Annotated in this window: 18 protein-coding genes and 2 pseudogenes; 9 read left to right on the forward strand and 11 right to left on the reverse strand. The window is 22.9% G+C overall.

All coding sequences use genetic code 11. The annotated features are described in order from the left end of the window. Positions 1–86 precede the first annotated feature (86 nt). Positions 87–818 (forward strand): orotidine-5'-phosphate decarboxylase, encoded by a 732-nt coding sequence (pyrF, locus tag AB4W55_RS00940; RefSeq protein WP_367672748.1) that lies wholly within the window; start codon positions 87–89, stop codon positions 816–818. Positions 819–928: 110 nt separating this feature from the next. Then, positions 929–1,519 carry a GTP cyclohydrolase II gene (gene ribA / locus AB4W55_RS00945; RefSeq protein ID WP_367672750.1) on the forward strand — a complete coding sequence of 197 codons (591 nt, stop codon included), beginning with the start codon at positions 929–931 and terminating at the stop codon, positions 1,517–1,519. A 92-nt stretch (positions 1,520–1,611) separates the two neighbouring features. On the opposite strand, the gene cls is transcribed toward ribA, so the two are convergent. The 6 genes and pseudogenes from cls to trpD all read right to left on the reverse strand — a co-directional run bounded on the left by cls (position 1,612) and on the right by trpD (position 8,822). Then, positions 1,612–3,075, reverse strand: coding sequence for a cardiolipin synthase (gene cls / locus AB4W55_RS00950; protein WP_367672752.1), 1,464 nt, complete (start codon positions 3,073–3,075; stop codon positions 1,612–1,614). Between the two features lie 81 nt (positions 3,076–3,156). After that, complete coding sequence (gene yciA / locus AB4W55_RS00955) at positions 3,157–3,564, reverse strand: acyl-CoA thioester hydrolase YciA (protein WP_367672754.1); 408 nt, start codon at positions 3,562–3,564, stop codon at positions 3,157–3,159. A gap of 831 nt (positions 3,565–4,395) precedes the next feature. Continuing rightward, on the reverse strand, positions 4,396–5,214 hold the full coding sequence (gene trpA, locus AB4W55_RS00960; protein WP_367672756.1) for a tryptophan synthase subunit alpha: 819 nt from the start codon (positions 5,212–5,214) through the stop codon (positions 4,396–4,398). Next, positions 5,211–6,407, reverse strand: a complete 1,197-nt coding sequence (gene trpB / locus AB4W55_RS00965; RefSeq protein ID WP_367672758.1) for a tryptophan synthase subunit beta — start codon at positions 6,405–6,407, stop codon at positions 5,211–5,213. Before trpB ends, trpA begins: the two co-directional genes overlap by 4 nt. Before the next feature lie 52 nt (positions 6,408–6,459). Beyond that, a complete protein-coding gene (gene trpCF / locus AB4W55_RS00970; RefSeq protein ID WP_367672760.1) occupies positions 6,460–7,821 on the reverse strand; it encodes a bifunctional indole-3-glycerol-phosphate synthase TrpC/phosphoribosylanthranilate isomerase TrpF in 1,362 nt (453 codons plus the stop codon). Further along, a pseudogene (gene trpD / locus AB4W55_RS00975) lies at positions 7,790–8,822 on the reverse strand (anthranilate phosphoribosyltransferase). Before trpD ends, trpCF begins: the two are co-directional and overlap by 32 nt. 410 nt (positions 8,823–9,232) lie before the next feature. Between trpD and rlmN the strand changes: the two are divergent. The 3 genes from rlmN (at position 9,233) to glyA (ending at position 13,017) form a co-directional block, all read left to right on the forward strand. Then, the gene (rlmN, locus tag AB4W55_RS00980; protein ID WP_367672762.1) at positions 9,233–10,348 is read left to right on the forward strand and encodes a 23S rRNA (adenine(2503)-C(2))-methyltransferase RlmN; all 1,116 of its coding nucleotides are present in this window, start codon (positions 9,233–9,235) and stop codon (positions 10,346–10,348) included. 82 nt (positions 10,349–10,430) lie between these two features. Further along, positions 10,431–11,717, forward strand: a complete 1,287-nt coding sequence (gene hisS, locus AB4W55_RS00985; RefSeq protein ID WP_367672764.1) for a histidine--tRNA ligase — start codon at positions 10,431–10,433, stop codon at positions 11,715–11,717. A 49-nt stretch (positions 11,718–11,766) separates the two neighbouring features. Beyond that, a complete protein-coding gene (gene glyA, locus AB4W55_RS00990) occupies positions 11,767–13,017 on the forward strand; it encodes a serine hydroxymethyltransferase (RefSeq protein WP_367672766.1) in 1,251 nt (416 codons plus the stop codon). A gap of 35 nt (positions 13,018–13,052) precedes the next feature. Here glyA and bioD read toward each other — a convergent pair whose 3' ends face one another. Together bioD and bioB are read right to left on the reverse strand one after the other, a co-directional pair. After that, complete coding sequence (gene bioD / locus AB4W55_RS00995; protein WP_367672768.1) at positions 13,053–13,727, reverse strand: dethiobiotin synthase; 675 nt, start codon at positions 13,725–13,727, stop codon at positions 13,053–13,055. Between the two features lie 201 nt (positions 13,728–13,928). Continuing rightward, positions 13,929–14,867: pseudogene (gene bioB, locus AB4W55_RS01000) on the reverse strand (biotin synthase BioB); the annotation flags it as partial. Positions 14,868–14,947: 80 nt separating this feature from the next. On the opposite strand from bioB, the gene bioA reads away from it, so the two are divergent. After that, entirely contained in the window at positions 14,948–16,234 is a 1,287-nt protein-coding gene (gene bioA / locus AB4W55_RS01005; protein WP_367672770.1) for an adenosylmethionine--8-amino-7-oxononanoate transaminase, read from the forward strand. A 1-nt stretch (position 16,235) separates the two neighbouring features. Here the strand turns inward: bioA and AB4W55_RS01010 are convergent, their stop codons facing one another. Together AB4W55_RS01010 and mfd are read right to left on the reverse strand one after the other, a co-directional pair. Then, positions 16,236–17,234, reverse strand: coding sequence for a beta-propeller fold lactonase family protein (locus AB4W55_RS01010; protein WP_367672772.1), 999 nt, complete (start codon positions 17,232–17,234; stop codon positions 16,236–16,238). 70 nt (positions 17,235–17,304) lie between these two features. Continuing rightward, positions 17,305–19,347 (reverse strand): transcription-repair coupling factor, encoded by a 2,043-nt coding sequence (gene mfd, locus AB4W55_RS01015; protein WP_367672774.1) that lies wholly within the window; start codon positions 19,345–19,347, stop codon positions 17,305–17,307. Positions 19,348–19,724: 377 nt separating this feature from the next. Here mfd and gap point away from each other — a divergent pair, with 377 nt between their 5' ends. After that, positions 19,725–20,723, forward strand: a complete 999-nt coding sequence (gene gap / locus AB4W55_RS01020; protein ID WP_367672776.1) for a type I glyceraldehyde-3-phosphate dehydrogenase — start codon at positions 19,725–19,727, stop codon at positions 20,721–20,723. 175 nt (positions 20,724–20,898) lie between these two features. On the opposite strand, the gene fldA is transcribed toward gap, so the two are convergent. After that, on the reverse strand, positions 20,899–21,423 hold the full coding sequence (gene fldA, locus AB4W55_RS01025) for a flavodoxin FldA (protein ID WP_367672778.1): 525 nt from the start codon (positions 21,421–21,423) through the stop codon (positions 20,899–20,901). 120 nt (positions 21,424–21,543) lie between these two features. On the opposite strand from fldA, the gene AB4W55_RS01030 reads away from it, so the two are divergent. Next, entirely contained in the window at positions 21,544–22,287 is a 744-nt protein-coding gene (locus AB4W55_RS01030) for a Nif3-like dinuclear metal center hexameric protein (protein ID WP_367672780.1), read from the forward strand. Between the two features lie 48 nt (positions 22,288–22,335). Continuing rightward, positions 22,336–25,056, forward strand: coding sequence for a 2-oxoglutarate dehydrogenase E1 component (locus tag AB4W55_RS01035; RefSeq protein ID WP_367672782.1), 2,721 nt, complete (start codon positions 22,336–22,338; stop codon positions 25,054–25,056). The last annotated feature ends 4 nt before the right edge of the window (positions 25,057–25,060 follow it).

Genomic DNA, 25,060 nt, shown 5'->3' on the forward strand with positions numbered 1-25,060 from the left:
ATTTATATAATATTAATAAAATATATTTTATTTTATTACTTTATGTAAGAATATTTTTTATTAGATATATTTTTAGAGGTGTTGTAATGTCATTAGAATTTTCTCATGTAAATTATCCAATTCGATCTAATATTAAAATTATTATAGCATTAGATTATTCAAATAAAAAATCAGCGATGCAATTAATTAATTTTCTAGATCCAAGCATGTTTAGAGTTAAGATTGGACAGGAAATGTTTATTAGATTTGGAATAAAATTTATTGAAGAAATACATAATTTGGGGTTTAAAATTTTTTTAGATTTAAAATTATATGATATTCCTAATACTATTGCAAAATCAATTTATGCTCTTTCAAATTTAAATATATGGATGCTTAGTATTCATGCATGCGGTGGTATAAATATGTTAAAAAATGCTAAAATAGCATTAAATCGTTTTCAATCTAAAAAACCATTGTTAATCGCCATTACTCTACTGACTAGTATATCAGAATCAGAATTGAAACACCTTGGTATTACATTGTCGTTATCAAATTATATTTTAAAATTAGCAAAATTAAGTTGCATGGCTGGTTTGGACGGAGTAGTTTGTTCAGCAAAAGAATCAAATCAAATAAAAAGAATATTTGGAGATCGATTTAAAACAATTGTTCCAGGTATTCGATTTTCCGATCATATGTTAGATGATCAGAAGATGATATTTTTTCCTCAAGATATTAAGAAATATAATATTGATTATCTAGTGGTCGGGAGAATAATTACACATTCTAATAATCCTATTCAAGCATTAAAAAAATTTCTTGTTTATTTGAAATAAAAATTTTAAAAGAAATTACATATTAATGTTTCATATGTAATTTATTATATTTTTAATTTATTAATATCATGAAATAATATTATTTAGCGCAATTTATTTATAGAGTACATATGAAAATTCGACGTATACAAGATGCTATATTACCAACTCCCTGGGGAGATTTCGTTATTATAGGTTTTGAAGAAAAAATAAACAATAAAAATCATATTGCATTAACTTATGGAGATATTAGTCAAAAAAAACCTATTTTAGTTCGAATTCATTCAGAATGTTTAACTGGAGACGCTTTATTTAGTTTAAGATGCGATTGTGGGGCACAATTAAAACAAGCGTTAATAAAAATTTCAAAAGAAGGTTCTGGAATATTAATTTATCATAGACAAGAAGGTCGAAATATTGGTTTATTAAATAAAATTCGTGCGTATCATTTGCAAGATCAAGGCTTAGATACAGTAGAAGCTAACCATAAATTAGGATTTTCTGCAGATGAAAGAGATTTTACCATTTGTTCAGATATATTAAAATCTATGAATATAAATAATATTAAATTACTTACAAATAACCCGTTAAAAATGAAGATACTCGTTAATTCTGGTATTAATATTGTTGAACGGGTCGATTTAATTACCAAAAAACATTCTAATAATGAAAAATATTTAGTTACTAAAATAAAAAAAATGGGTCATTTAATTCCAAAATAAATGTTTATTTATGAAATATATTAAATATACTTCAAGTATTTATTTAAAATGTAATTATTTAATTTTTTAATTAAAAACAATGATTTACAAAATTATAATAACGGGCTACATAAATAAAATATCTTTTCTATTAATTTTTTCCAAAATGAACGCACTTTCCATGTTTTATAATCTAATAATTTTGATTGAGATACGTAATAATTATGTATACACTTTAATTGTTTTGCAAATAATTGATTGTCAATTGCTAAAGTAATTTCAAAATTTAACCAGATACTTCTCATGTCTAAATTAGCAGTACCTATTAAACTTAATTGTTCATCAATCAAAATACTTTTAGTATGTAATAATCCTTTTTGAAATTGATAAATATTTACACCGGAATCTAATAGTTTATTAAAAAAATATTTACTAGCCCATTTTACTAAAAAAGAATCACTATATAATGGAATTATAATATTTACTTCTATTCCTTTTTTTGAAACAATGCAAATTGCATTTAATAGTTCATGACTTGGAATGAAGTATGGTGTAGTTATAGTGATTTTTTTACGGGCAGAATAGATAGCAACTAATAATGTTCGATGTATCATATTTTTTGGAAATCCCGGTCCGGAGGGAATTGCTTGAATAATTGGGTAGCATTTTTTTTTTTTTAAAATTAGATTTTTATGTTTATTGATTTTTGGAAGAATTTTTTTTTCAGTTTCCATCTCCCAATCGCATGAATAAACAATACCCATTGTGATTGCTAAAGGACCTTCTATGCGAATCATTAAATCAATCCATTGTCCTATTTTATAAGATTTCTTAAATAAATATGGATCTACTAGATTCATGCTTCCAGTATATGTAATATAGTTATCAATTAAAATAATTTTTCGATGTTGTCTAATATCAATTCTTCGGAAAAACATTTTTAATAAATTTAGTTTTAAAGATTTTACTATTTTTATTCCAGATTGTTGCATCATATTTAGCCAGGGACTATGAAAAAATTTTAAACTTCCAGCAGCATCTAAAATTAATCTACAATGTATACCTTTTTTTGCTGAATAGATTAATGCTTTGGCTACATCATCTGCTATTCCGCCTGGATTCCAAATATAAAATACCATTTCAATATTTTTTTTTGCTAACTTAATATCTTGAATTAATGTATTTATAACATCAGTAGTATTATGCAATAATCTTATTTCATTACTTTTTACACCCAAAATACCCTGTCGATAATTGCATAATTTAAATAATGATTTTGCTACTTTACTATTTTTAGATTCAAAAATATATTTTATTTTTTTTAGATCATACATCCATGATTCAGTTATTGACCATACTTTTTTAGCAATTTGTTTTCGCCGATTATTTAAATATATTTTTCCTATAAAAAACCATATTATTAATCCTAATATAGGAAGCAAGTAAATCATTAATAGCCAATTAATTATTTCAGATGTTTTTCGATATTGTTTAAGTATCTTTAGACTACTTATAATAATTAATAATCCATATATTATAGGATATAATTCAGAAATGATATTTAAAACAATATTCATATATTGAATTTCCGTGAATTTTATTATGAATTAAATACTTTTTTTTGAATACATGTAATATTTTAAAGATTTTATTTATTTTTAGGATATTGAATGATTTAATATAGATCTAGGATTTCCATCTTGATCTATCGCAACATAAATAAATGTTGCTTTTGCAGTTTTAAAATAATCACCGAAGGGTTCAGAAGAAATTTTTTTTATCCACATTTCAACTTTTACTTTCATTGATGTTCTTCCAATCGAAACACAATTAGCATAACAACTTACTAAGTCTCCTATTATAATTTTTTTTAAAAAAATCATGTTTTCAATTTTTAATGTAGTTACTTTTCCTTTTGCAATTTCTTTAGCTAAAATTGCTCCTCCTAAATCCATTTGAGACATAATCCAACCACCAAAAATATTTCCATTTACATTGATATTAGCTGGCATTGCTAATGTTCTTAAAACCATTTTTTTTTTATTGTTTTTATTTTTATCTATCATGTATTTTATTTTATAGATTATATTATAGAAGAAAATTTTAATTGTTAAATATCATAATGAATATATTCTTAAAAAATATTTTGAATATATCATGTTTAATCACAAATTAAACAAATTTAGTTAAATGGATATTAATAAAATATACATTTTATTATTACTTCATAAAACTAAATTTGTATCTATTTAATATACAATTAATACATTAATATAAAATATTTAGTAAATATTTTTTTTATAATAAAAATTTATTATTTTATTTAAATTTGATAATAAAAAAGTAATAATTAAGAAATATATTGAAAATTTTAATAAATTATTAAGAAATATAATACAAAAAAAAAAATAAAAAATATAATATTGAATGAAAAAATATTATTAGTATTTTTAATAAAAAATAAAAAAATATTACCAGGAATAGAATAAATATCATATTTTTAAATTGAAAAAAAATATCTTTATTATTTATAACTATAATATTATTTTTTTTTATAATAAAAAAAAATATTATTCCGAATAAAAATAGTAATAATAATATATTAGGAATAATTAAAATAATTAATCCAATCTGGAAAATAAATTTAATTAAAATTAAATATATTAATAATTTTAAAATCGTAAAATTTATTAATTTTTCATCTGAATATTTGAAATAAATATTTTTGATGAAAATGATGATGATTCCAATAAAAAAAATATTTTCAATTAATAATAGCATAGTTTTTAGAATAGAATGTTCATTATTTTTTTAAATATGTTACGTAAAATATTTCAAAAAAAAGAAAAAATTAATATTTGATTTAATACAATAATTGATATTGATTTTAATAAATTTCAATATTTTAGTTGATTTTTTGTTGCATTTTTAAATTTTTTAATTAATTTTCTAATTGTTTGAATCATAAATTCAGGATTATTTTGATATTTTTCAATTGATTCAATAATAACAGAACCACAAATTATTCCATCTACACCCAAAGATAAGGAAGATAATATTTGAGATGTATGAAAAATTCCAAATCCTTGTAAAATTGGGATTGTACTGTATTTTTTTAATTGTTGAATAATATTTATTTTAGGTTGATTAATATGATCTTGATGTCCTGTTACTCCAGACCTTGACAATAAATAAATATAACCTTTTGCAATTTTAGATATTTTTTTTAATAAAATTTTGTTCGCATTGGGGGGGCATATAAAAATAGATGATATATTATCTAAAATAATATCTTTATGAAAATTAAAATATTCTTCTATTGGAATATCCGGAATTAGTACTGAATCAATATCGATTTCTTTACATAATTTATAAAACATATTGATTTTTGTATGAAAAATAATATTTGCATATACTAATATACCAATAGGTAATGTATAATATTTTTTTCGTATATATTGAATAATTTCAAAAGCTTTAAATATATTTATTCCATTTTTTAATGCTCTTAAATTAGCATTTTGTATAATTGGACCATCAGCTAATGGATCTGAAAATGGTATTCCTAATTCTATTGCATCTATTCCCTCTTCGATTAAAATATCGATAATTTTTAAAAATGATTCTACAGAAGGGTCTCCAATAGTTAGAAATGGTACTAAACATCCTTCTTTTTTAGATTTTAATTTATGAAACATATTTTGATATCGATTCATTTTTTTTCCTGATTGTTGTTGAACATATATTTTTCAACTGTAGATATATCTTTATCTCCCCTTCCAGATAAATTAATTACAATAATTTGTTTTTTGATAGGATCTTGTTTCATAAGTTTTATTGCATATGCTATAGCGTGTGATGATTCTAGAGCAGGAATAATTCCTTCATATTTACATAAATCTTTAAAGGCAAATAATGCTTCTTCATCAGTAACTGAATGATATTCAGCTCTTTTTATTTTATTTAACCAAGCATGTTCTGGACCTACGGATGGAAAATCTAAACCTGCAGAAATTGACCAAGAATTTTTTATTTGACCTTCTGTAGTTTGCATAATTTTTGATCTCATTCCAAAATAGATTCCAGTTTTTCCATGTTTGAGTGGTGCGCCATGTTTTCCTGTTTTTATTCCTTTCCCACCAGGTTCAATTCCTATTAATCTCACTTTTTTATTATTAATAAAATCAAAAAATATTCCGATTGCATTTGATCCACCCCCAACACATGCTAAAATAATATCTGGTAATTTTCCTATTTTTTCTAAAATTTGATTTTTTGTTTCTATTCCTATAATTTTTTGAAATTCTCTCACTATAGTTGGATAAGGGTGTGGCCCTGCTACTGTCCCTAACATATAATAACTATTCTCGTAATTTGCAGACCAATCCCGTAATGCTTCATTACAAGCATCTTTTAAAGTAGAAGATCCGTTTTTAACTGATATAATTTTAGCTCCCATTAATTTCATTCGTACAACATTTGCGGATTGTCTTATAATATCTTTTTCTCCCATATAAATTCGACATTTTAACTTTAATAGTGCACATGCAAATGCAGTAGCTACTCCATGTTGACCAGCTCCAGTTTCAGCAATAACTTCTTTTTTTTTCATATTTTTAGCTAATAATGCTTGTCCTAATACTTGATTGGTTTTATGTGCACCTCCATGTAATAAATCTTCTCTTTTTAAATAAATTTGAGTATTTGTCCCCCGTGTAATATTTTTACATAATGTTAATGGAGTTGGTCGACCTGCGTAATTTTCTAATAAGTCAAGAAGTTCTGTTTGAAATTTTTGATTATTTTGTGAATCTATAAATTTTTTTTCTAAATCATGTAGTATAGGAATTAAAATTTGGGGAACATACATTCCACCAAAATTACCAAAATAAGGGTTTAATAATGTCATAAATAAATATTTTCCTTATGAATGAAAAAATATAATATTATTCTATAGAATTTTAATTTAGTCTAAGTTGTTGAAAAAGTAGTTTTAGTTTATTATGATCTTTAATTCCTGGTGTTTTTTCTATTTTAGAATTAAAATCTAATCCAAAACAATTTAATTGCATAGCATCTAAACAATTATTTAAAGATAATCCTCCTGATAGAAAAATATTTTTTAAATTATATTTTTTTAATATTTTCCAGTCAAAACATTTTCCACTTCCCCCTTGGGGGTTATCAAAAATATAGTAATTAATATATTTTAAATTTAACTTTATATTTTTTTGAAAAACATTTATTGCTTTCCAGATTTGAATATTTTGTGATATATTTTTTTTTAAATTAAAAATATACTTTTGATCTTCTTTCCCATGTAATTGTATAGCAAATAAAGGTATTTTTTTTGTGATAGATACAATATTTTTAATTTGTTCATTTTGAAATACGCCGACATATTCTAATTTTGAATTTTCTACAATATATTTTGCTAAATTTAATTCAACGTAACGAGGAGAGTTTTTAACAAAAATTAAACCTCCATATACTGCTCCTAATTTTTCTGATAATTTAGCATCTTCTAGTTTAGTTAATCCGCATATTTTATTATTTCCAAAAATAAGTTTATTAATAAATATATTAATTTTTTTTTCTTTCATAATAGATGAACCAATTAGAAATCCATCTACTATTTTTGATAATTTTTTTATTTCAAAATTATTTTTAATTCCAGATTCACTAATAATAATTTTATTTTTAGGTATTAATGGAGCAAGTTGATATGTTCGGTTAATATCAATAGATAAATCTTTTAAATTTCTATTATTAATTCCGATAACTTTTGCATTTAATTGAATTGCCCGATTTAATTCATTGATATTATTTATTTCTGTTAAAATACCCATATTTAAACTATGGGCAATATTAGCTAAAATAGAATATTCCTCATTGTTTAATACAGAAAGCATTAACAAAATAGCATCTGCTTGATAATATCTTGCTAAATAAATTTGATATGGATCTATAAAAAAATCTTTACATAAAATAGGAATATTAATTATATTATGCGCTTCTGTTAAAAACTCAAATTTTCCATTAAAATATTTTTCATCTGTTAATATTGACATGACCGCGGCATGTGTTTGATAATTCTGAGCAATTTTTTGAATATTAAATTTATAATTAATTATTCCTCGAGACGGAGAGGATTGTTTTGCTTCTAAAATAAAAAATGGACGTGTTATTTTTAATGATTGATAAAAATTTCGTTTTGAATGAGTAATATCTTTTTTAATTACATTCAATGGTTGTTGTTTTTTTTTTTTTTTTAACCATGTTAATTTATAATTAATAATTTTTTTTAAAATGTTTTCTTGCATGCTGATCCTGTTTTTACAATTTTATTAATGTGTTGAATAACTTTTCCGCTTCGAATAATTTCTAAAATAATTTTTGTATTTTCTTTTAAATTTTCGTATCCAAATAATTTAAATAGGATTGCTGTGTTTATTGCTATTAAATTTTCATATTCAATTTGTCCATTTCCTGAACATATTTCTTTTGTAATTTTATAGTTTTCGTTCACGTTATTTTTTTGAAAATAATTTGAGGAACATCTTTTAATTCCAAAGTCTTCAGGATTTAATTGATATGAAGAAATTGTATTATTTTGAACTTCTATAATGTCTGTTGAATGATATAATGTCATTTCATCTGTTCCATCACTATTAATAAGAATTACTCTTTTATATTTTAGTTTTTTTATAACTTTCGCAAATGGGAGTAATAATTTTTTGGAATATACTCCAATAATTGCGTATGGTGGATTAGATGGGTTTAACAATGGACCTAAAATATTAAATATAGTTCGAGTACGTAATTGTTTACGAACCGCATGAACATATTTAAAACCTGGATGATATTGGGGCGCAAATAAAAAACAAATATTTAATTTATCTAATAACATTCGAGATTTTTGAGGATTAAGGTGGATATTAATATTTAGCTTATTTAATATATCTGATGATCCTAATGTACTAGATATTCCTGTATTACAATGTTTAATAATTTTTAAACCATAACATGAAGCAACTAATGCGCTAATTGTAGATATATTAATATTATTTTTTCCATCACCTCCAGTACCAACAATATCAGAAAAACAATATTCTGGTTTAGGAAAATATATTGAAGATTTTTTAAATGCTTTTATAGCACCAATAATTTCTTCTATGGATATTTTTTTTATTTTCATTGCTACTAATATAGCTGTTAATTCTATCGATTTAATCTGGTTGTTAATAATTTTATCAAATATATAATAACTTTCTAATTCAGTGAGTGATTTTAAATCATATAATTTTTTTAATATATTATGCATAATTTCTTATTTTAATTGAAGTATAGTTAAATATAATTTTAGTTTTATAAATATATACTTTAATTGTTTATTATTTAAATATTATTTGAATATTTTTGGATGATGAAAAGATTTTTGTATAATGTGTATATTTTATAAATCAAATATGATGTATTAACATTATAGTATAAAATAAAAAAAATGATTTATAAAAAATTATTATTTTATTAATAAAATTAATATATTATTTAATATTTTACATAAAATAGATAATTTTTTGTTTTTAAATTTTATTTTTTTTAAAAAATATTTATTTTAAAATATATTAAATATATTTTTTTTGAATAAATATTTCACATTCTATTTTAATGTTATAATTTGATATAAAACTACTATTTTATATGATTTATTGATCATATAATAAATATAATATGAAAATTATACAAAATGATAATTTCAATTTCCGTGAAAAAATTAATTTGTTAAATTTTGATCGACATCAAATGCGTAACTTCTTTTGTTCTATTGGAGAAAAATCATTTTGTGCTGATCAAATTATGATTTGGATATATCATCATTTTTGTTGTGATTTTGATAAAATGACTAATCTTAAAAAAAATTTGAGAAAAAAACTTAAAAAAATTAGTACAATTTTTGCGCCAAAATTTATACAAGAAAAAGTTTCTATTGATGGAACAATTAAATGGATGGTGGATTTAAATAATCAAAATATAGAAACAGTATATATTCCAGAAAAAAATAGAGGAACATTATGTATATCATCACAATCTGGTTGTATATTAAACTGCCAATTTTGTGCGACAGGTCATCAAGGTTTTAATCGTAATTTATTAGTTTCGGAAATTGTTGGACAAATTTGGAGGGCATATAAAAAAATTAATATTTTAAAAAAAAATATATTTCATCCTATTACGAATATAGTTATTATGGGTATGGGGGAACCTTTATTAAATTTTAATAATGTTATTACAGCATTAAGAATTATGTCAGATAATTTAGGTTTTAATATTTCTAAAAGAAAAATTGTATTATCTACTTCAGGTATTATTCCAGCAATAGATAAATTATCAAAAATTATGGATGTGAAGTTAGCAATTTCATTACATGCATCTAATAATACAATAAGAAATAAAATTATGCCAATTAATAAAAAATATAACATTGAATCATTGTTATCTGCAATATTACGATTTTTAAAAAAATCAAAAATTAATAAAGATGGAATCACTATAGAATATGTTATGTTAAAAAATATTAATGATACTTTATATCATGCTCAGCAATTAATAAAACTTTTAAGATATATACCCAGTAAAATTAATTTAATTCCATGGAATAATTTCTTAAACTCAAATTTTACAGCAAGTGATTCAAATCAAATAAAAAAATTTGCAAATTTTTTAATAAATAAAGGTTTTGTTACTACTATTCGAAAGCCCCGAGGGCAAGATATTCAAGCTGCTTGTGGACAACTAAATGGTAATTTATCATATAGTATAAATAAAAAAAAAATGTTTCTTAAATAATAATTTTAAAAATATTTCTTATGAATATATATTGTTATAATAATAAAATATATTTACTTGATTATTAATTTTAGGAAAATTTGTGAATAATTCTATTCAATCTATTAAAGGTATGCATGATTTAATTCCGGAAGAAGTATTTATTTGGAATAAAATAGAAAATTTATTTAGAAAAGTATTATTAAATTATAGTTATTCTGAAATTCGATTTCCTATTTTAGAAAGAACTGATCTGTTTAAAAAAACTATAGGAAAAAATACAGAAGTTATTGAAAAGGAAATGTATTCTTTTAATGATAAAAATGGTCAAAATATTACTTTACGCCCAGAAGGTACAATTGGTTGCGTAAGATCAGTCATTCAAAATGGATTAATACATCATCAAAGGCAGAAATTATGGTATTATGGACCTATGTTTAGGTATGAACGACCACAAAAAGGACGTTACCGACAATTTTATCAATTAGGAATTGAGACTTTTGGATTTAAAGAATCCAATATCGAATTAGAATTAATTATGTTAATAAATAGATGTTGGAATATGTTAAATATTTCTAATTATTTAAAATTAGAAATCAATTTAATTGGATCTATTGAATCACGTAAAAAGTACCAAAAATTATTAACAAAATTTTTAATTGAACATAAATCTATTTTAGATGAAGATTCTTTACGTAGATTATATGTAAATCCTATTAGAATTTTAGATAGTAAAAATCCCAATATTCAAAAATTATTATTACATGCTCCTGTTTTAATTAGTTGTATTGATACAATTTCGAAAAATAATTTTAATAATTTATGTAATTCTATGGATTTATTAAATATTAAATATGTTATAAACCCTCGGTTAGTTAGAGGATTAGATTATTATAATAATACTGTATTTGAATGGAAAACAGATTTATTAGGATCACAAAATACTATTTGTGCTGGAGGGAGATATGACATGTTAGTAAAAAAATTAGGAGGAAATTTTACTCCAGCCATAGGTTTAGCTGTTGGAATGGATCGTTTAGTATTATTAATTAATTCCTTACCTTATGTGCAAAAGAATATTAAACATACGGATGTTTATATATTTTTTTCAACAGAAAAAATTAAATTATTTGTTATTTCTTTTTTAGAAAAAATAAGAGATATAATCAAAAATGTTAAATTTTTTTTAGAATTAGATCCTATAAATATTAAAAAAATTTTAAAAAATTTAAATAAATATTCTGCACGTATTGTATTATATTTTGAAGAAGAAGAAATAAAAAAAAAATGTATAAAAATGTATGATTTAGAAAAAAAAACTTATAAATATCTTTCGAAGTCAGATGTTATTAATATATTTAAATGTATTTTTACCAAAATATATAATTAATATAATTATTTAATTAAATAAATATTTAATATTTATCAATGAGGTTTATATGTTTGAAAAAATCAAAATTTCTAATTATGATCCAGAATTATGGGGTTATATTCATAAGGAATCTATTCGACAAGAAAATCATATTGAATTAATTGCGTCTGAAAATTATGTTCATCCTTATATTTTAGAATTACAAGGATCAAAATTAACTAACAAATATGCTGAGGGATATCCAGGAAAGCGGTATTATGGTGGTTGTGAATATGTAGATGAAATAGAAAAAATAGCTATTAATCGTGCTAAAATATTATTTAATGCAGATTATGCTAATGTTCAACCGCATTCTGGTTCTCAAGCAAATTTTTCTGTTTATTCTGCTTTATTAAAACCTGGTGATTTAATATTAGGTATGAATTTATCACATGGTGGTCATTTAACTCATGGTTCATCAGTTAATTTTTCTGGTAAATTATACAAAACAATTTCTTATGGAATTAATGAATTTGGTGATATAAATTATTTAGAATTAGAAAAATTAGCAAAAAAATATCATCCCAAAATGATAATTGGAGGATTTTCTTCTTTTTCTGGGATTTGTGATTGGAAAAGAATGAAAAGTATAGCAGATTCAATTAATTCATATTTTGTTGTTGATATAGCTCATGTTGCTGGATTAATTGCAGCAAATTTATATCCTAATCCAATTAAGTACGCTGATGTTGTTACATCTACTACTCATAAAACATTAGCTGGACCTCGAGGTGGATTAATTCTTTCGAAAAATAAAAATGAAAATTTTTATAAAAAGTTAAATTCTTCGGTATTTCCAGGAAGCCAAGGAGGTCCATTAATGCATGTAATTGCAGCTAAAGCAATTGCTTTTAAAGAAGCTTCTACTTCTTCATTTAAAGAATATCAAAAAAATATTTTAAGAAATTCTAAAGCCATGGTAAAAATATTTTTAAGTGAAGGGTTTGAAATCGTTTCAGGAGAAACTAACAATCATTTATTTATAATTAATTTAAGTAAACAGAATTTAACAGGAAAGGATATTGAATATGTTTTAGGATTAGCAAATATTACTGTAAACAAAAATAGTGTTCCAAATGATAAAAAAAGCCCTTTTGTAACTTCTGGAATTCGTATTGGAACTCCAGCAATTACACGTAGGGGTTTTATGGAGAGAGAATGTCAAAAATTAGCTTATTGGATTTCTGATATTATTAAGAATATTAACGATCAAAATAAGATTACTGATATTAAAAAAAAAGTATTAAATTTATGCAAGAAATATCCTGTATATACCTAATTATAATAAATATATTAATTGAACAAATAACATTTTTATTTTGGTAAATGAATATTAGCTGAAATTTTAGAAAGATTTTTAATATTTTTTATATATGGAACTTTTCCTAAAAACGGTGCATAAATATATTTTTTAAGAGTATTAATATAATCTAAAACATACTTGTTTTTATTAGATATACAATTAGCGATCCAACCAGAAAATATCAAACCGGATTTTAAAATGGCTTGATTTGTTAAAATTGCATGATTTATACATCCTAATTTTAATCCAATAACTAAAATTATTGGTATATTTTCTTTTTTTACCCAATCCGAAAATTTTAATATGGGAGATATTGGTGTATACCACCCTCCAACTCCTTCAATAATTATCCAATTTGCTTTTTTTTGTATATTATATAATTCATTGGATATTTTTTTAAAAGTAATATTGATTTTATTTTTTTGACTTAATATATGAGGAGGTTCAGAATCATAAAATGCAAATGGATTAATTGTATTATACGGAAATTTAATTATGCTATATTTTTTTAGAAGTAAAGCATCTAGATTTCGCAATCCTTTTTTTGTTTTTATACAACCTGTAGATATAGGTTTATATCCTGCTGTGTAAAATCCATGTTTTTTAGCTTTAATTAACATAACACTTGAAACAATTGTTTTTCCTATATTTGTATCTGTTCCAGTAAGAAACCATGTTCTTTTCATATTTTAATATTTTAATATTCTAATATTAATTAATTTATTTTATGTTCAATTAATTTATGATATATTTTAAACTACCTATTATATTAGATAGGTAGATTTAAAAATTTTTTATTATTCTTATAGTTAAGTACGAATAGCATTATAATATAATTTATTTTTTTTAGTAGTTTGAGATTTTTTAAATTTATTTGGATCTAAATTTGTTAATTTTGGGTGTAATCCTAATTTTTTAAATAGTTTTAAATCTTCTGATTCTGTTGAATTATTTACTGTTAGTAATTTACAACCATAAAATATAGAATTTGCTCCTGCCATAAAACACATTGTTTGCATTTTTTTGCTCATTTTTTCACGTCCTGCGGATAAACGAATATATGATTTAGGCATCATAATACGGGCAACAGCAATAGTTTTAATAAATCTAAAATCATCAATTTTTTTATTTTTTTCCATTGGAGTTCCTTGTATTTTAATTAACATATTGATAGGTACGCTTTCAGGAGATGGTTTTAAATTTGCTAATTCTATTAATAATTCTATTATATCATTCTTTTTTTCACCCAATCCTAATATTCCCCCTGAACAAACCTTAATTCCTGATTTTCTTATAATTTTGATTGTATCTAAACGATCTTGATATGTTCTGGTAGTAATAATTTTTTTATAAAAACTAGGAGAAGTATCTAAATTATGATTATAAAAATCTAATCCAGCGCTAGCTAATTCTTCTGCTTGATTTTTATTTAAACTTCCTAGGGTCATGCATGTTTCCATACCCAGTTGTTTAATTTGTTTAATAATTTTTAATAAATATGGCATATCTCTTTGTTTTGGGTTTTTCCATGCAGCTCCCATGCAAAAACGATTTGATCCATTTCTTTTTGCTTTTTTTGCTTCTTCTATCACTTTGTTAAAATCTAACAATTTTTCATTTTGAACATCTGTTTTATATCTAGAACTTTGTGAACAATATTTACAATCTTCTGGGCAAAGTCCAGTTTTAATGGATAATAAAGTACTAATTTGAATTTCATTAGGATTAAAATATTTTCGATGAATTGTTTGTGATTCAAATAGTAAATCTAGAAATGGTTTCTTAAATAATAAATCTACTTCTTGTTTTTGCCATATTTTTTTCATATTAAATTCCATAAATTGTATACTTTTTCTTGCAATAAGGTTTATACTAATAACATTCTATATTTTAAGAAATTTTAATTGTGAATACAAATCATCTGATATTTAATTTAAAACATATTTGGCATCCTTATGATTCTATGACAAAACCATTACCATGTTATTTTATTTCTTCAGCAAATGGAATTTATATGCAATTTAAAAGCGGATTAAAAATAATAGATGGAATGTCATCATGGTGGTCTGCTATACATGGTTATAATAACTTTAGATTAAATAAAGCATTAATTCAACAAATTAATAATATGTCTCACATAATGTTTGGTGGTATTATACATCAACCAGCAATTTTATTATGTAAAAATTTATTAAAATTATTACCAGATGAATTAGAATGTATTTTTTTAGCTGATTCTGGATCTGTATCTATAGAAATAGCAATGAAAATGATATTACAATACTGGAATGCTTTAAATAAGTCTAAACAAATTTTTTTAACTATTCGTAATGGATATCATGGAGATACCTTTTCTGCTATCTCTGTATGTGATCCTTATAATTCCATTCATGCTTTATATTCAGGATTTCTTCCAAAACATATATTTGCAAATTCTCCTAAATTATCATTTCAAGATATTTGGAATAATTATGATATTCATTCTTTTGTAAATCTTTTAGTAAAAAACCATGATAAAATTGCAGCTGTAATCTTGGAACCTATTATTCAAGGAATAGGTGGTATGAAATTTTACCATCCTACGTATTTAAAACAAATTCGATTATTATGTAACATATATAATATTCCATTAATTATAGATGAAATTGCTACTGGGTTTGGTCGTACTGGAAAAATGTTTGCGTATCAATATTCTAATATTGTTCCAGATATATTATGTATAGGAAAGGCATTAACAGGAGGAATGATGACTTTATCAGCAACTATTACTACAAAAAAAATTTCTGATATTATCAGTCAAAATAAACCCTATAAATTAATGCATGGACCAACATTTATGGGAAATCCATTAGCATGTGCTGTAGCAAATGAAAATATTTTAATATTGCAAGAAAATATTTGGAAAATACAAGTTTCTAATATTGAAAAACAATTTAAAATTGAATTATTTCCATTACTACAACACCCAAAAGTATTAGATGTACGAATTCTTGGTGCAATTGCTGTGGTTGAATGTCATCAATTTATTAACATTAAATTAATGCAAAATTTTTTTGTCAACCATGGAGTTTGGCTCAGACCTTTTAAAAATTTAATTTATTTAACCCCTCCCTATATTATTGATTCATTTTCTTTAAGTAAGTTAACCCGAGCTATTAAGTTTGCATTAGAAAACGAATATTTGTTTCAATAATTTAAATATTATGCGCTAATACCCATATTGGATTTTTACCAACTTTATATTCTTTTAATTGATTTAAAGAACCATCTTCAGAAGAAATTGTATGTACCATAATAGTATTAGAAAGCTCACCAGCCGCTATTAAATATTGATTATTTTTATCTATACAAAATGATCTAGGTTGATTACATGTATGATATTGATCAATAATACTTAATTTATTATTTGAATGTACTTGAAAAGCAGTAATTTTACTATTTTGACGATCAGCGGCATATAAATATTTTCCGCATGTTGTTAAATGAATATCAGAGCACCAATATTTTTTTAATTCATTATTTTCATATAAATGGATATTTTGAATATTTTGAATATTTTTTTTGATATGATTAATTTTCCAAACATCAACTGTTCCATTCATTTCATTAATACTATATGCATATTTTTTATTAATATGAAAATCTATATGTCTTGGTCCAGATTTCTTATTACATTGAAAATGTTTAATTTCTGTTAATGGAGATTTTATGTTTGATTCATTAAATTTATATAAGTAAATATGATCTTCTAATAATGCTGATGTAAAAACTAATTCATAAGATAAATCGAACTTTGTAAAATGACAACCTTTAATGTTGTTAATAATTTGCATTGGAGGGTTAGGAGTATGATTTTCGTTTAATTTATGCACACTAATACAATTAGCATGATAGTAACTACAAAATAAAAATTTTTCTTTTTTGTCACAAGATAAATAATTCGGACTATAAGGCGTAATTAATGATCCTATTTTTTTTAACGTACCATCCCATAAAATATCATAAACTAAAATAGCGCACTTGGGTTTTATTCCTATATATAATTTATTTCTTTTCTTTAAAATTGTTATAGGTTGTCCTTGTCCGTCATCAGTATTAACAATTTGCATTAAAGACATATTTCCTGTATCTGATATTTTCCATACTTCAATTGATTGGCTGTTAGAAGCAACTACATATATAATCTGTGTCATAATAATAACCTATAAAAAATTAATAATATATAATATGATGTATATTATAAGAAATTTCTATATTTCAGATTCAGCAAAAATTTTTTATTTTTTTTAAAAATTTTAATACCCAATTAATTCTACCATGATAATCAAATAGATTATGTGTAAATTGTATGGAATATGAATTATTTATTTTCCAAATGTTAGGTTCTTTTTGAAGAATTTCAGTTAACCAATTTATATCATTAAAACAATTATTTTTAGAAAATTGAATAATTCCACCATGTTGATCACATTCAATTTTAGTTATTCCAATTATATTTGATAATATTCTAATTTTATTAATTAGAATTAAATATTTTGCTTGAATTGGTAATTTTCCAAATTTATTAATTAAATTGAATTGAATTTTTAATAAATCGTCATTTTTTTTAGTTAAGTATATTTTTTTATAAAAATACAACCTTTGACTTGGATCTGGGATATATTTTTCTGGTAAAAAATACGGTACAGATAATTTTATTTTGGGTTGATAGTTTTTTAATTCCGTTAATGATAAATTGAGACGATTTTTAGAAAATTCAATAGTTTTTTGTAGTAGTTCAATATATAAAGATAGTTCTACATTATTTATTTTTCCACTCTGATGATATCCTAATAATTCTCCAGTACCTCGAATATTTAAATCATGCATTGATAAATCAAATCCAGATCCTAATTCATTTAAAGATTGAATAACCTGAAGTCTCTTTTTTGCATTAGAAGATAAAGAATCTAGATTCTCTACTAAGAACCATGCGTATGATTGAATATTTGATCTTCCAACTCGACCTCTCATTTGATGCAATTGTGCTAATCCAAATAAATCTGCATTTTCAATAATAATAGTATTGACAGTTGGTATATCTATTCCTGTTTCAATAATAGTAGTTGATATCAATACTTGAAATTTTTTATCATAAAAATCATGCATAATTTTTTTTAATTCATTTCCATGCATTTTTCCATGACCAATTTGAAATTTTACTTCTGGCATCGAAGATCTTAATTGAATTAATTTTTCTTCTAAATTTTGAATTTTATTACATACATAATATACTTGTCCTTTTCTAGATAATTCATTTAAAATGATTTTTTTAATTAAAAAATTATCATACTCCTTAACAAAAGTTCTAATAGGAATTCTATTTTTTGGTGGAGTAGAAATAATAGAAAGATCACGTATACCTTGTATAGCCATATTTAATGTACGAGGTATTGGAGTAGCAGTTAAAGTAAGTATATCAATATTTTTAAATCTTTTTTTAATACTTTCTTTTTGATACACGCCGAAACGATGTTCTTCATCAATAATTAATATTCCTAAGTTAAACCAATGTAATTTTTTAGATAAAATTTTATGTGTTCCAATAAATATATTAATTTTTCCTTTTTTGATTTGATCTATACAATATATTTCTTCTTGCATGGATCGAAATCTAGAAAAAATATCGATTGTTATCGCATAATCAGAAAATCTTGCTTTAAAATTTTTATAATGCTGTTGAGCTAATAAAGTTGTAGGAACCAAAATTAATACTTGTTTTTTATTTAAATATGCTACAAAAGAAGCTCTCATTGCAATTTCTGTTTTTCCAAATCCGACATCTCCACAAATGATTCGATCCATAGGAATTTTTTTTTTCATATCAAGTAATACAGATTGCATAGCTTTATTTTGATCTTTTGTAATTTTAAACGGAAATTTTTTACAAAACAATTCATATTCTTGATGATAATGATTAAAAGAAAATCCTAATTGTTTCATCCTTTGAGATTGTATATCTAATATTTTAATTGCACTATCTTGTATTTTTTTAAAAATACATTTTCTTTCTTTATTCCATTTACTACAACCTAATTTATTTAATGTAATTTTTTTTTTTGATGATCCAACTATATAAGGTTTAACTAAATATAAATGAGTAATCGGAACATATATTTTTACTTCATTAGCATATAGAATAACTAAATAATCAGCTTTAAAAGAATTATGAGCAATATTAATTAATCCTTTATATTGACCCAGCCCATGTTTTAGGTGGATAACTAGATCGTTATGTTTTAATTCAGAAATATATTTTTTTGTCATATTATTTTTAATTTTTTACATTCTGTATTAAATTATATTATTCTATTATTATAAATGATATTATTTTAAATGAATATAAAATAATATTTTTTTTATTTTTATTAATTCAAAAAATTTTAAATACTATTTTTTTATACTATATAATAAAATACTTAATTTTAAATTATATTGTTTAAGTTAAATTATATGGATAATAAATAATATGATCAACTAAATATATTTTAAATAATATTTTTTTAAAATGTAAGCAATCAATATATTTTGACGTAAAATAAAAATATTTATATTTAAAAAAATATTAATTTTAGTAGTATTTTAATATAAAATAGAAATATACTATTTCTTTTGATTTAATATTGTGATAAACGGTAGATATTATGACGATTAAAATAGGTATTAATGGATTTGGTCGTATTGGAAGAATTTTATTTAGAATTGCCCAAACAAGATCAGATATTGAAATAGTTGGTATCAATGATTTAATTGATATTGATTATATGGCTTATATGTTAAAGTTTGATTCTACTCATGGTGTTTTTCCAGGTTCTATTAAAATTAAGAAACCTTATATAATAGTTAATAATAAAAAAATCAGAATTCTTTCTGAAAGAGATCCAAAAAAATTAATGTGGAAAGAACTATCAACGGATGTTGTAATTGAATCTACTGGAATTTTTTTAACTACAGAATCTGCAAAACAACATATTTCCGCTGGTGCAAAAAAAGTAATTATTACTGCTCCACCTAAAGATAATACTCCCATGTTTGTAAAAGGGGTAAATTTTAATGAATATTCAGGTCAATTAGTTGTTTCTAATGCCTCTTGTACAACAAATTGTTTAGCTCCATTAGCAAAAGTTATAAATCATTATTTCGGTATTGAAGAAGGGTTAATGACTACAGTACATGCTGCTACTGCAACACAAAAAATTGTTGATTCACCTTCACAAAAAGACTGGAGGGGAGGAAGAAGCGCATTACAAAATATCATTCCATCTTCTACTGGAGCTGCTCTTGCTGTTGGAAAAGTATTACCAGAATTATATGGAAAATTAACTGGTATTGCATTTCGCATACCTACTGCTAATGTTTCTGTAGTAGATTTAACAGTGCGTTTAAATCAAACTGCTACTTATTTAGAAATTTGTAAAAAAATTCAATTAGCTTCTGAAACTTATATGCATGGAATATTAGGATACACTGATGATCATGTTGTATCAACAGATTTTAATGGATCGCAATTAACTTCTATTTTTGATGCAAAAGCTGGCTTATCTTTAAATAAAAATTTTGTAAAATTAATTTCTTGGTATGATAATGAGAGCGGTTATTCTAGTAAAGTATTGGATTTAGCTGTTTTAGTTTCAAATTATTAATAATAATGATTATATTATTATAATCATTTTTTATAAAAAATAGATAACAGCATATATTAAACATATTATAAATGCTGTTATCAAAAAAATACTTAAAATTCATATCATGATACAAAAATTAATAATTGTTAAAAATATATTATATAAATTATTATTACAAAAATATACATTTTATTTAAATAATATTCATCATTTTTAATTCTTTTAAAATATTATTTACCCATGTATCAACTCTATTTTTAGTTTTTTCTGGTTGTCTATCCTCATCAATAATTAGACCAACAAAGTTATTTTTATCAAGTAAAGCTTTTGAAGATTGAAATTTATAATCTGTTTTTGGCCATTTTCCAATAAAACTACCATGTTGATTTTTGATGATTTGATATATAATTCCAATAGCATCACAAAAATATTCACTATAATCTTCTTGATCTCCGCAACCAAATAATGCAATATTTTTATTTTTAAAGTTGATATTTTTTAAAATTGGCACAAATTCATCCCAATCGCATTGTAATTCTCCATAATACCAAGTTGGTATACCAAAAATTAAAATATCAAATTTTTTTATTTCAATTTCTGAAGTTTGAGCAATGTCATATAATTTTGATATTTTATTTCCAATTTTTTTATGTATCATCTTTGCTATTTTTTCTGTGTTTCCGGTATCACTTCCAAAAAAAATGCCAATTTTTTTCATTTATTTACTCGCAAATTTATTTATTTTAAATTTTAAAAATTAAAAAAATTAATTTTATTTATATTTAAAAATATAATTTAAAATTAAAAATTTTATTATTTTTTAGATAAAGAGATTAATATGAATAATTATAAATTAGAAACAATTATTAATCAAAAGTTAAACACTCATTTATTTAAAGATTTTTCTCCAAATGGATTACAAGTTGAAGGTTGCAATAAAATAAAAAAAATTATAACAGGAGTTTCGATTTGTCAGGAATTAATTGATTATGCTATTAAAGATTCCGCACAAGCAATTATAGTACATCATGGATTATTTTGGGAAAATGAATCAAAAACTATTAAAAATATAAAAAAAAATAGAATAAAATCTCTTTTATGTAATAATATTAATTTATATAGTTGGCATTTACCATTAGATGCTCATGAAGAATTAGGAAATAATAGACAAATTGCAAAACAATTAGATATTATAATTTGTGGTAAAATATCCGATTTTGTTTTATGGGGGAAATTTAATCCTGCAATTACAGTAAAAAATTTATTAAATAAAATTAAATTAAAATTTCATAAAAATCCTATTTTTTTTGGAAGATCTAAAAATCATTATCTTCAAAGTATTGCATGGTGTAGTGGAAAAGGACAAAAATTTATTAAACATGCTCATTATTTACAATTAGATGCATTTTTAACTGGAGAAGTATCTGAAGATACTATGTATTATTCTCGTGAAAATAATATTAATTTTTTTTCAGCAGGTCATTATGCAACTGAAATATATGGAATAAAAGCTCTTGGAAATTGGATTTCTAAAACATATCATCTAGATGTTTCATTTATTAATATTAATAATCCTATATAGGTTATTTAATATTTATAAAAATTAATACATATTTAATAGGAATTTTATATGACAGAAAAATGCAATATTTTTAATCTTAATTCTTCACAGATTACCGGTATAAACATATTATATATTGAAAAAATGCATCAAAAATTTTTAAATAATTCACATGATATTTCAAAATTTTGGAAAGATTTTTTTATAAAAAATAATATTAATACTTTTGAATTACAGTATCAAAAATATCAATTTAATGAATTTAATTCAAATTACGATATTTTAGAATTTCAATTAATTAATTTTTTTAGAACACATGGACATAAATATTCAAAATTAGATCCGTTAAATCTATTACAAAAAAAAAATATTTTTGAAGATATTATATCATTACATCAATTAGATATCTCATTTTTAAAAACAGATAATAAAAACAGTAAAAAATTATCAGATAAAAAATTACAAATTAAATTTAATAATATTTATCAAAAATATAAAAAAATATACTGTTCTAGTGTTGGTATAGAATATATGTATATTGATGATATAAAAGAAAAAATATGGATTCAAAATTATGTAGAAAACAAGTTTCTAAATTTTAAACTAAATAAAAAAAAAAAAATTCATATATTAAATAAATTAATAAAATCAGAAACATTAGAAAAATATCTTAATACTAAATTCCCGGGATCAAAACGTTTTTCATTAGAAGGGTGTGAAGTTCTTATTCCGGTTTTAGATTATGCAGTAAATTATGCAAATAATTGTTTATCTTCCAAGGTAATTATTGGAATGGCTCATCGAGGAAGATTGAATGTATTAGTAAATATTTTAAAAAAGAATATATCCCACGTGTGTTATGAATTTTCAGATCATTATCAAAATTATGATATTACAGGAGATGTAAAATATCATATGGGTATGATATCGGAAAGAAATATAAATAATAAAAAAATTGTAATTGATTTAAAACCTAATCCATCACATTTAGAGATTATTAATCCTGTCATGATGGGTTCTGCAAGAGCATACATAGAAGAATACTCAATGTTTGATTCAAATAATATTTTACCGATTAATATTCATGGAGATGCTGCAATTATTGGACAGGGAATTAATCAGGAATTATTAAATATGTCTAAAACTGTTGGATATGAAGTTGGTGGTACAGTACATATTATTATAAATAATCAAATTGGTTTTACTACATCTAATAAAATTAATTTAAGATCTAGTAAATATTGTACAGATATTGCTAAAATTACTCAATCTCCTGTATTTCATGTTAATGCTGATCATCCGGAATCAGTAATATTTATTATAAAATTAGCATTAAATTTTAGATATAAATTTAAGAGAGATGTTTTTATAGATTTAGTATGTTATCGAAGAAATGGTCATAACGAAGTGGATGATCCATATGTCACTCAACCTTTAATGTATAAAAAAATTAAAAAACATCCTACAATATGTGAAATATATTCTCAAGAATTACAAAATAAGCAAATTATTGATGCAATATATTTTGATAATTACAAATTATATTATCGCAATAAATTAGAAAAACAAAATAAAAATACTATATTTAAAAAAAAAAATATTCATCAAAATAACATTAAAAAAAAATTTTATTTAGAAAAAAATCACCTTCAAGATTTAGCAAAAAAAATTAGTTATATACCAGACAATTTTAAAATACATGATCGTGTATTAAAGATATATCAATCCAGATATAATATGGCTGTTGGAAAAATCCCATTCGATTGGGGAGCAGCAGAAAACCTTGCATATGCTACTTTATTAAACCAAGGAATATCATGTAGATTATCCGGCGAAGATGTAAGTAGGGGAACATTTTTTCATCGTCATGTTATATTGCATGATCAAAAAACAGGAGAAAATTATATTCCTTTGCATCATTTAAATAATACAAACGGAAAATTTTATGTATGGGATTCTGTTTTGTCTGAAGAAGCGGTTTTAGCTTTTGAATATGGTTATTCGATTAATTCATACAATACATTAAATATTTGGGAAGCTCAATTTGGTGATTTTGTAAATGGAGCGCAAATTATTATTGATCAATTTATTAGTTCAGGAGAACAAAAATGGAACATAAATTCTGGTTTAGTAATGTTTTTACCTCACGGATACGAAGGTCAAGGACCAGAACATTCTTCTGCTAGATTAGAACGTTTTTTACAACTTGCTTCTCAAAAAAATATGAAAATATGTTTTCCTAGTAATGCTTCACAAATTTATCATTTATTAATTAAACAAGCTTTTAGTCATATTAAAAAACCATTAATTATAATTTCTCCTAAATCATTGTTAAGACATCCTCTAGCTAGTTCATCTTTTAAAACAATTCAAACAGAGGGTTTTAAAAAAATCATACATGAAGTGGATGAAATCAAACTATCATCTGTTAAAAAAATAATTTTTTGTTGCGGTAAAATATATTATGAATTATTACAAGAAAGAAGAAAATGTAATCAAAAAAATATTGTATTAATTAGAATCGAACAATTATATCCTTTCCCTAAAGAAAAAATATTTAAATTATTAAGTGCATATTCTCGAGTAACAGATTTTGTCTGGTGCCAGGAAGAGCCAAAAAATCAGGGTGCATGGAATTATATAAAAAGTAAAATACAAAAAATTATTCCTATAAATGCTAAATTGAATTATGTTGGCAGATTTTCTTCTGCTTCTCCGGCTGTTGGATCTATATATACTCATGTTATGCAACAAAAAAAAATCATTCATGATGCTTTAAATATAAATTAAAGAG

It is taken from the genome of Buchnera aphidicola (Symydobius americanus), from assembly GCF_964059135.1.
In the GTDB taxonomy this organism is placed as follows: domain Bacteria; phylum Pseudomonadota; class Gammaproteobacteria; order Enterobacterales; family Enterobacteriaceae; genus Buchnera_L; species Buchnera_L aphidicola_AJ.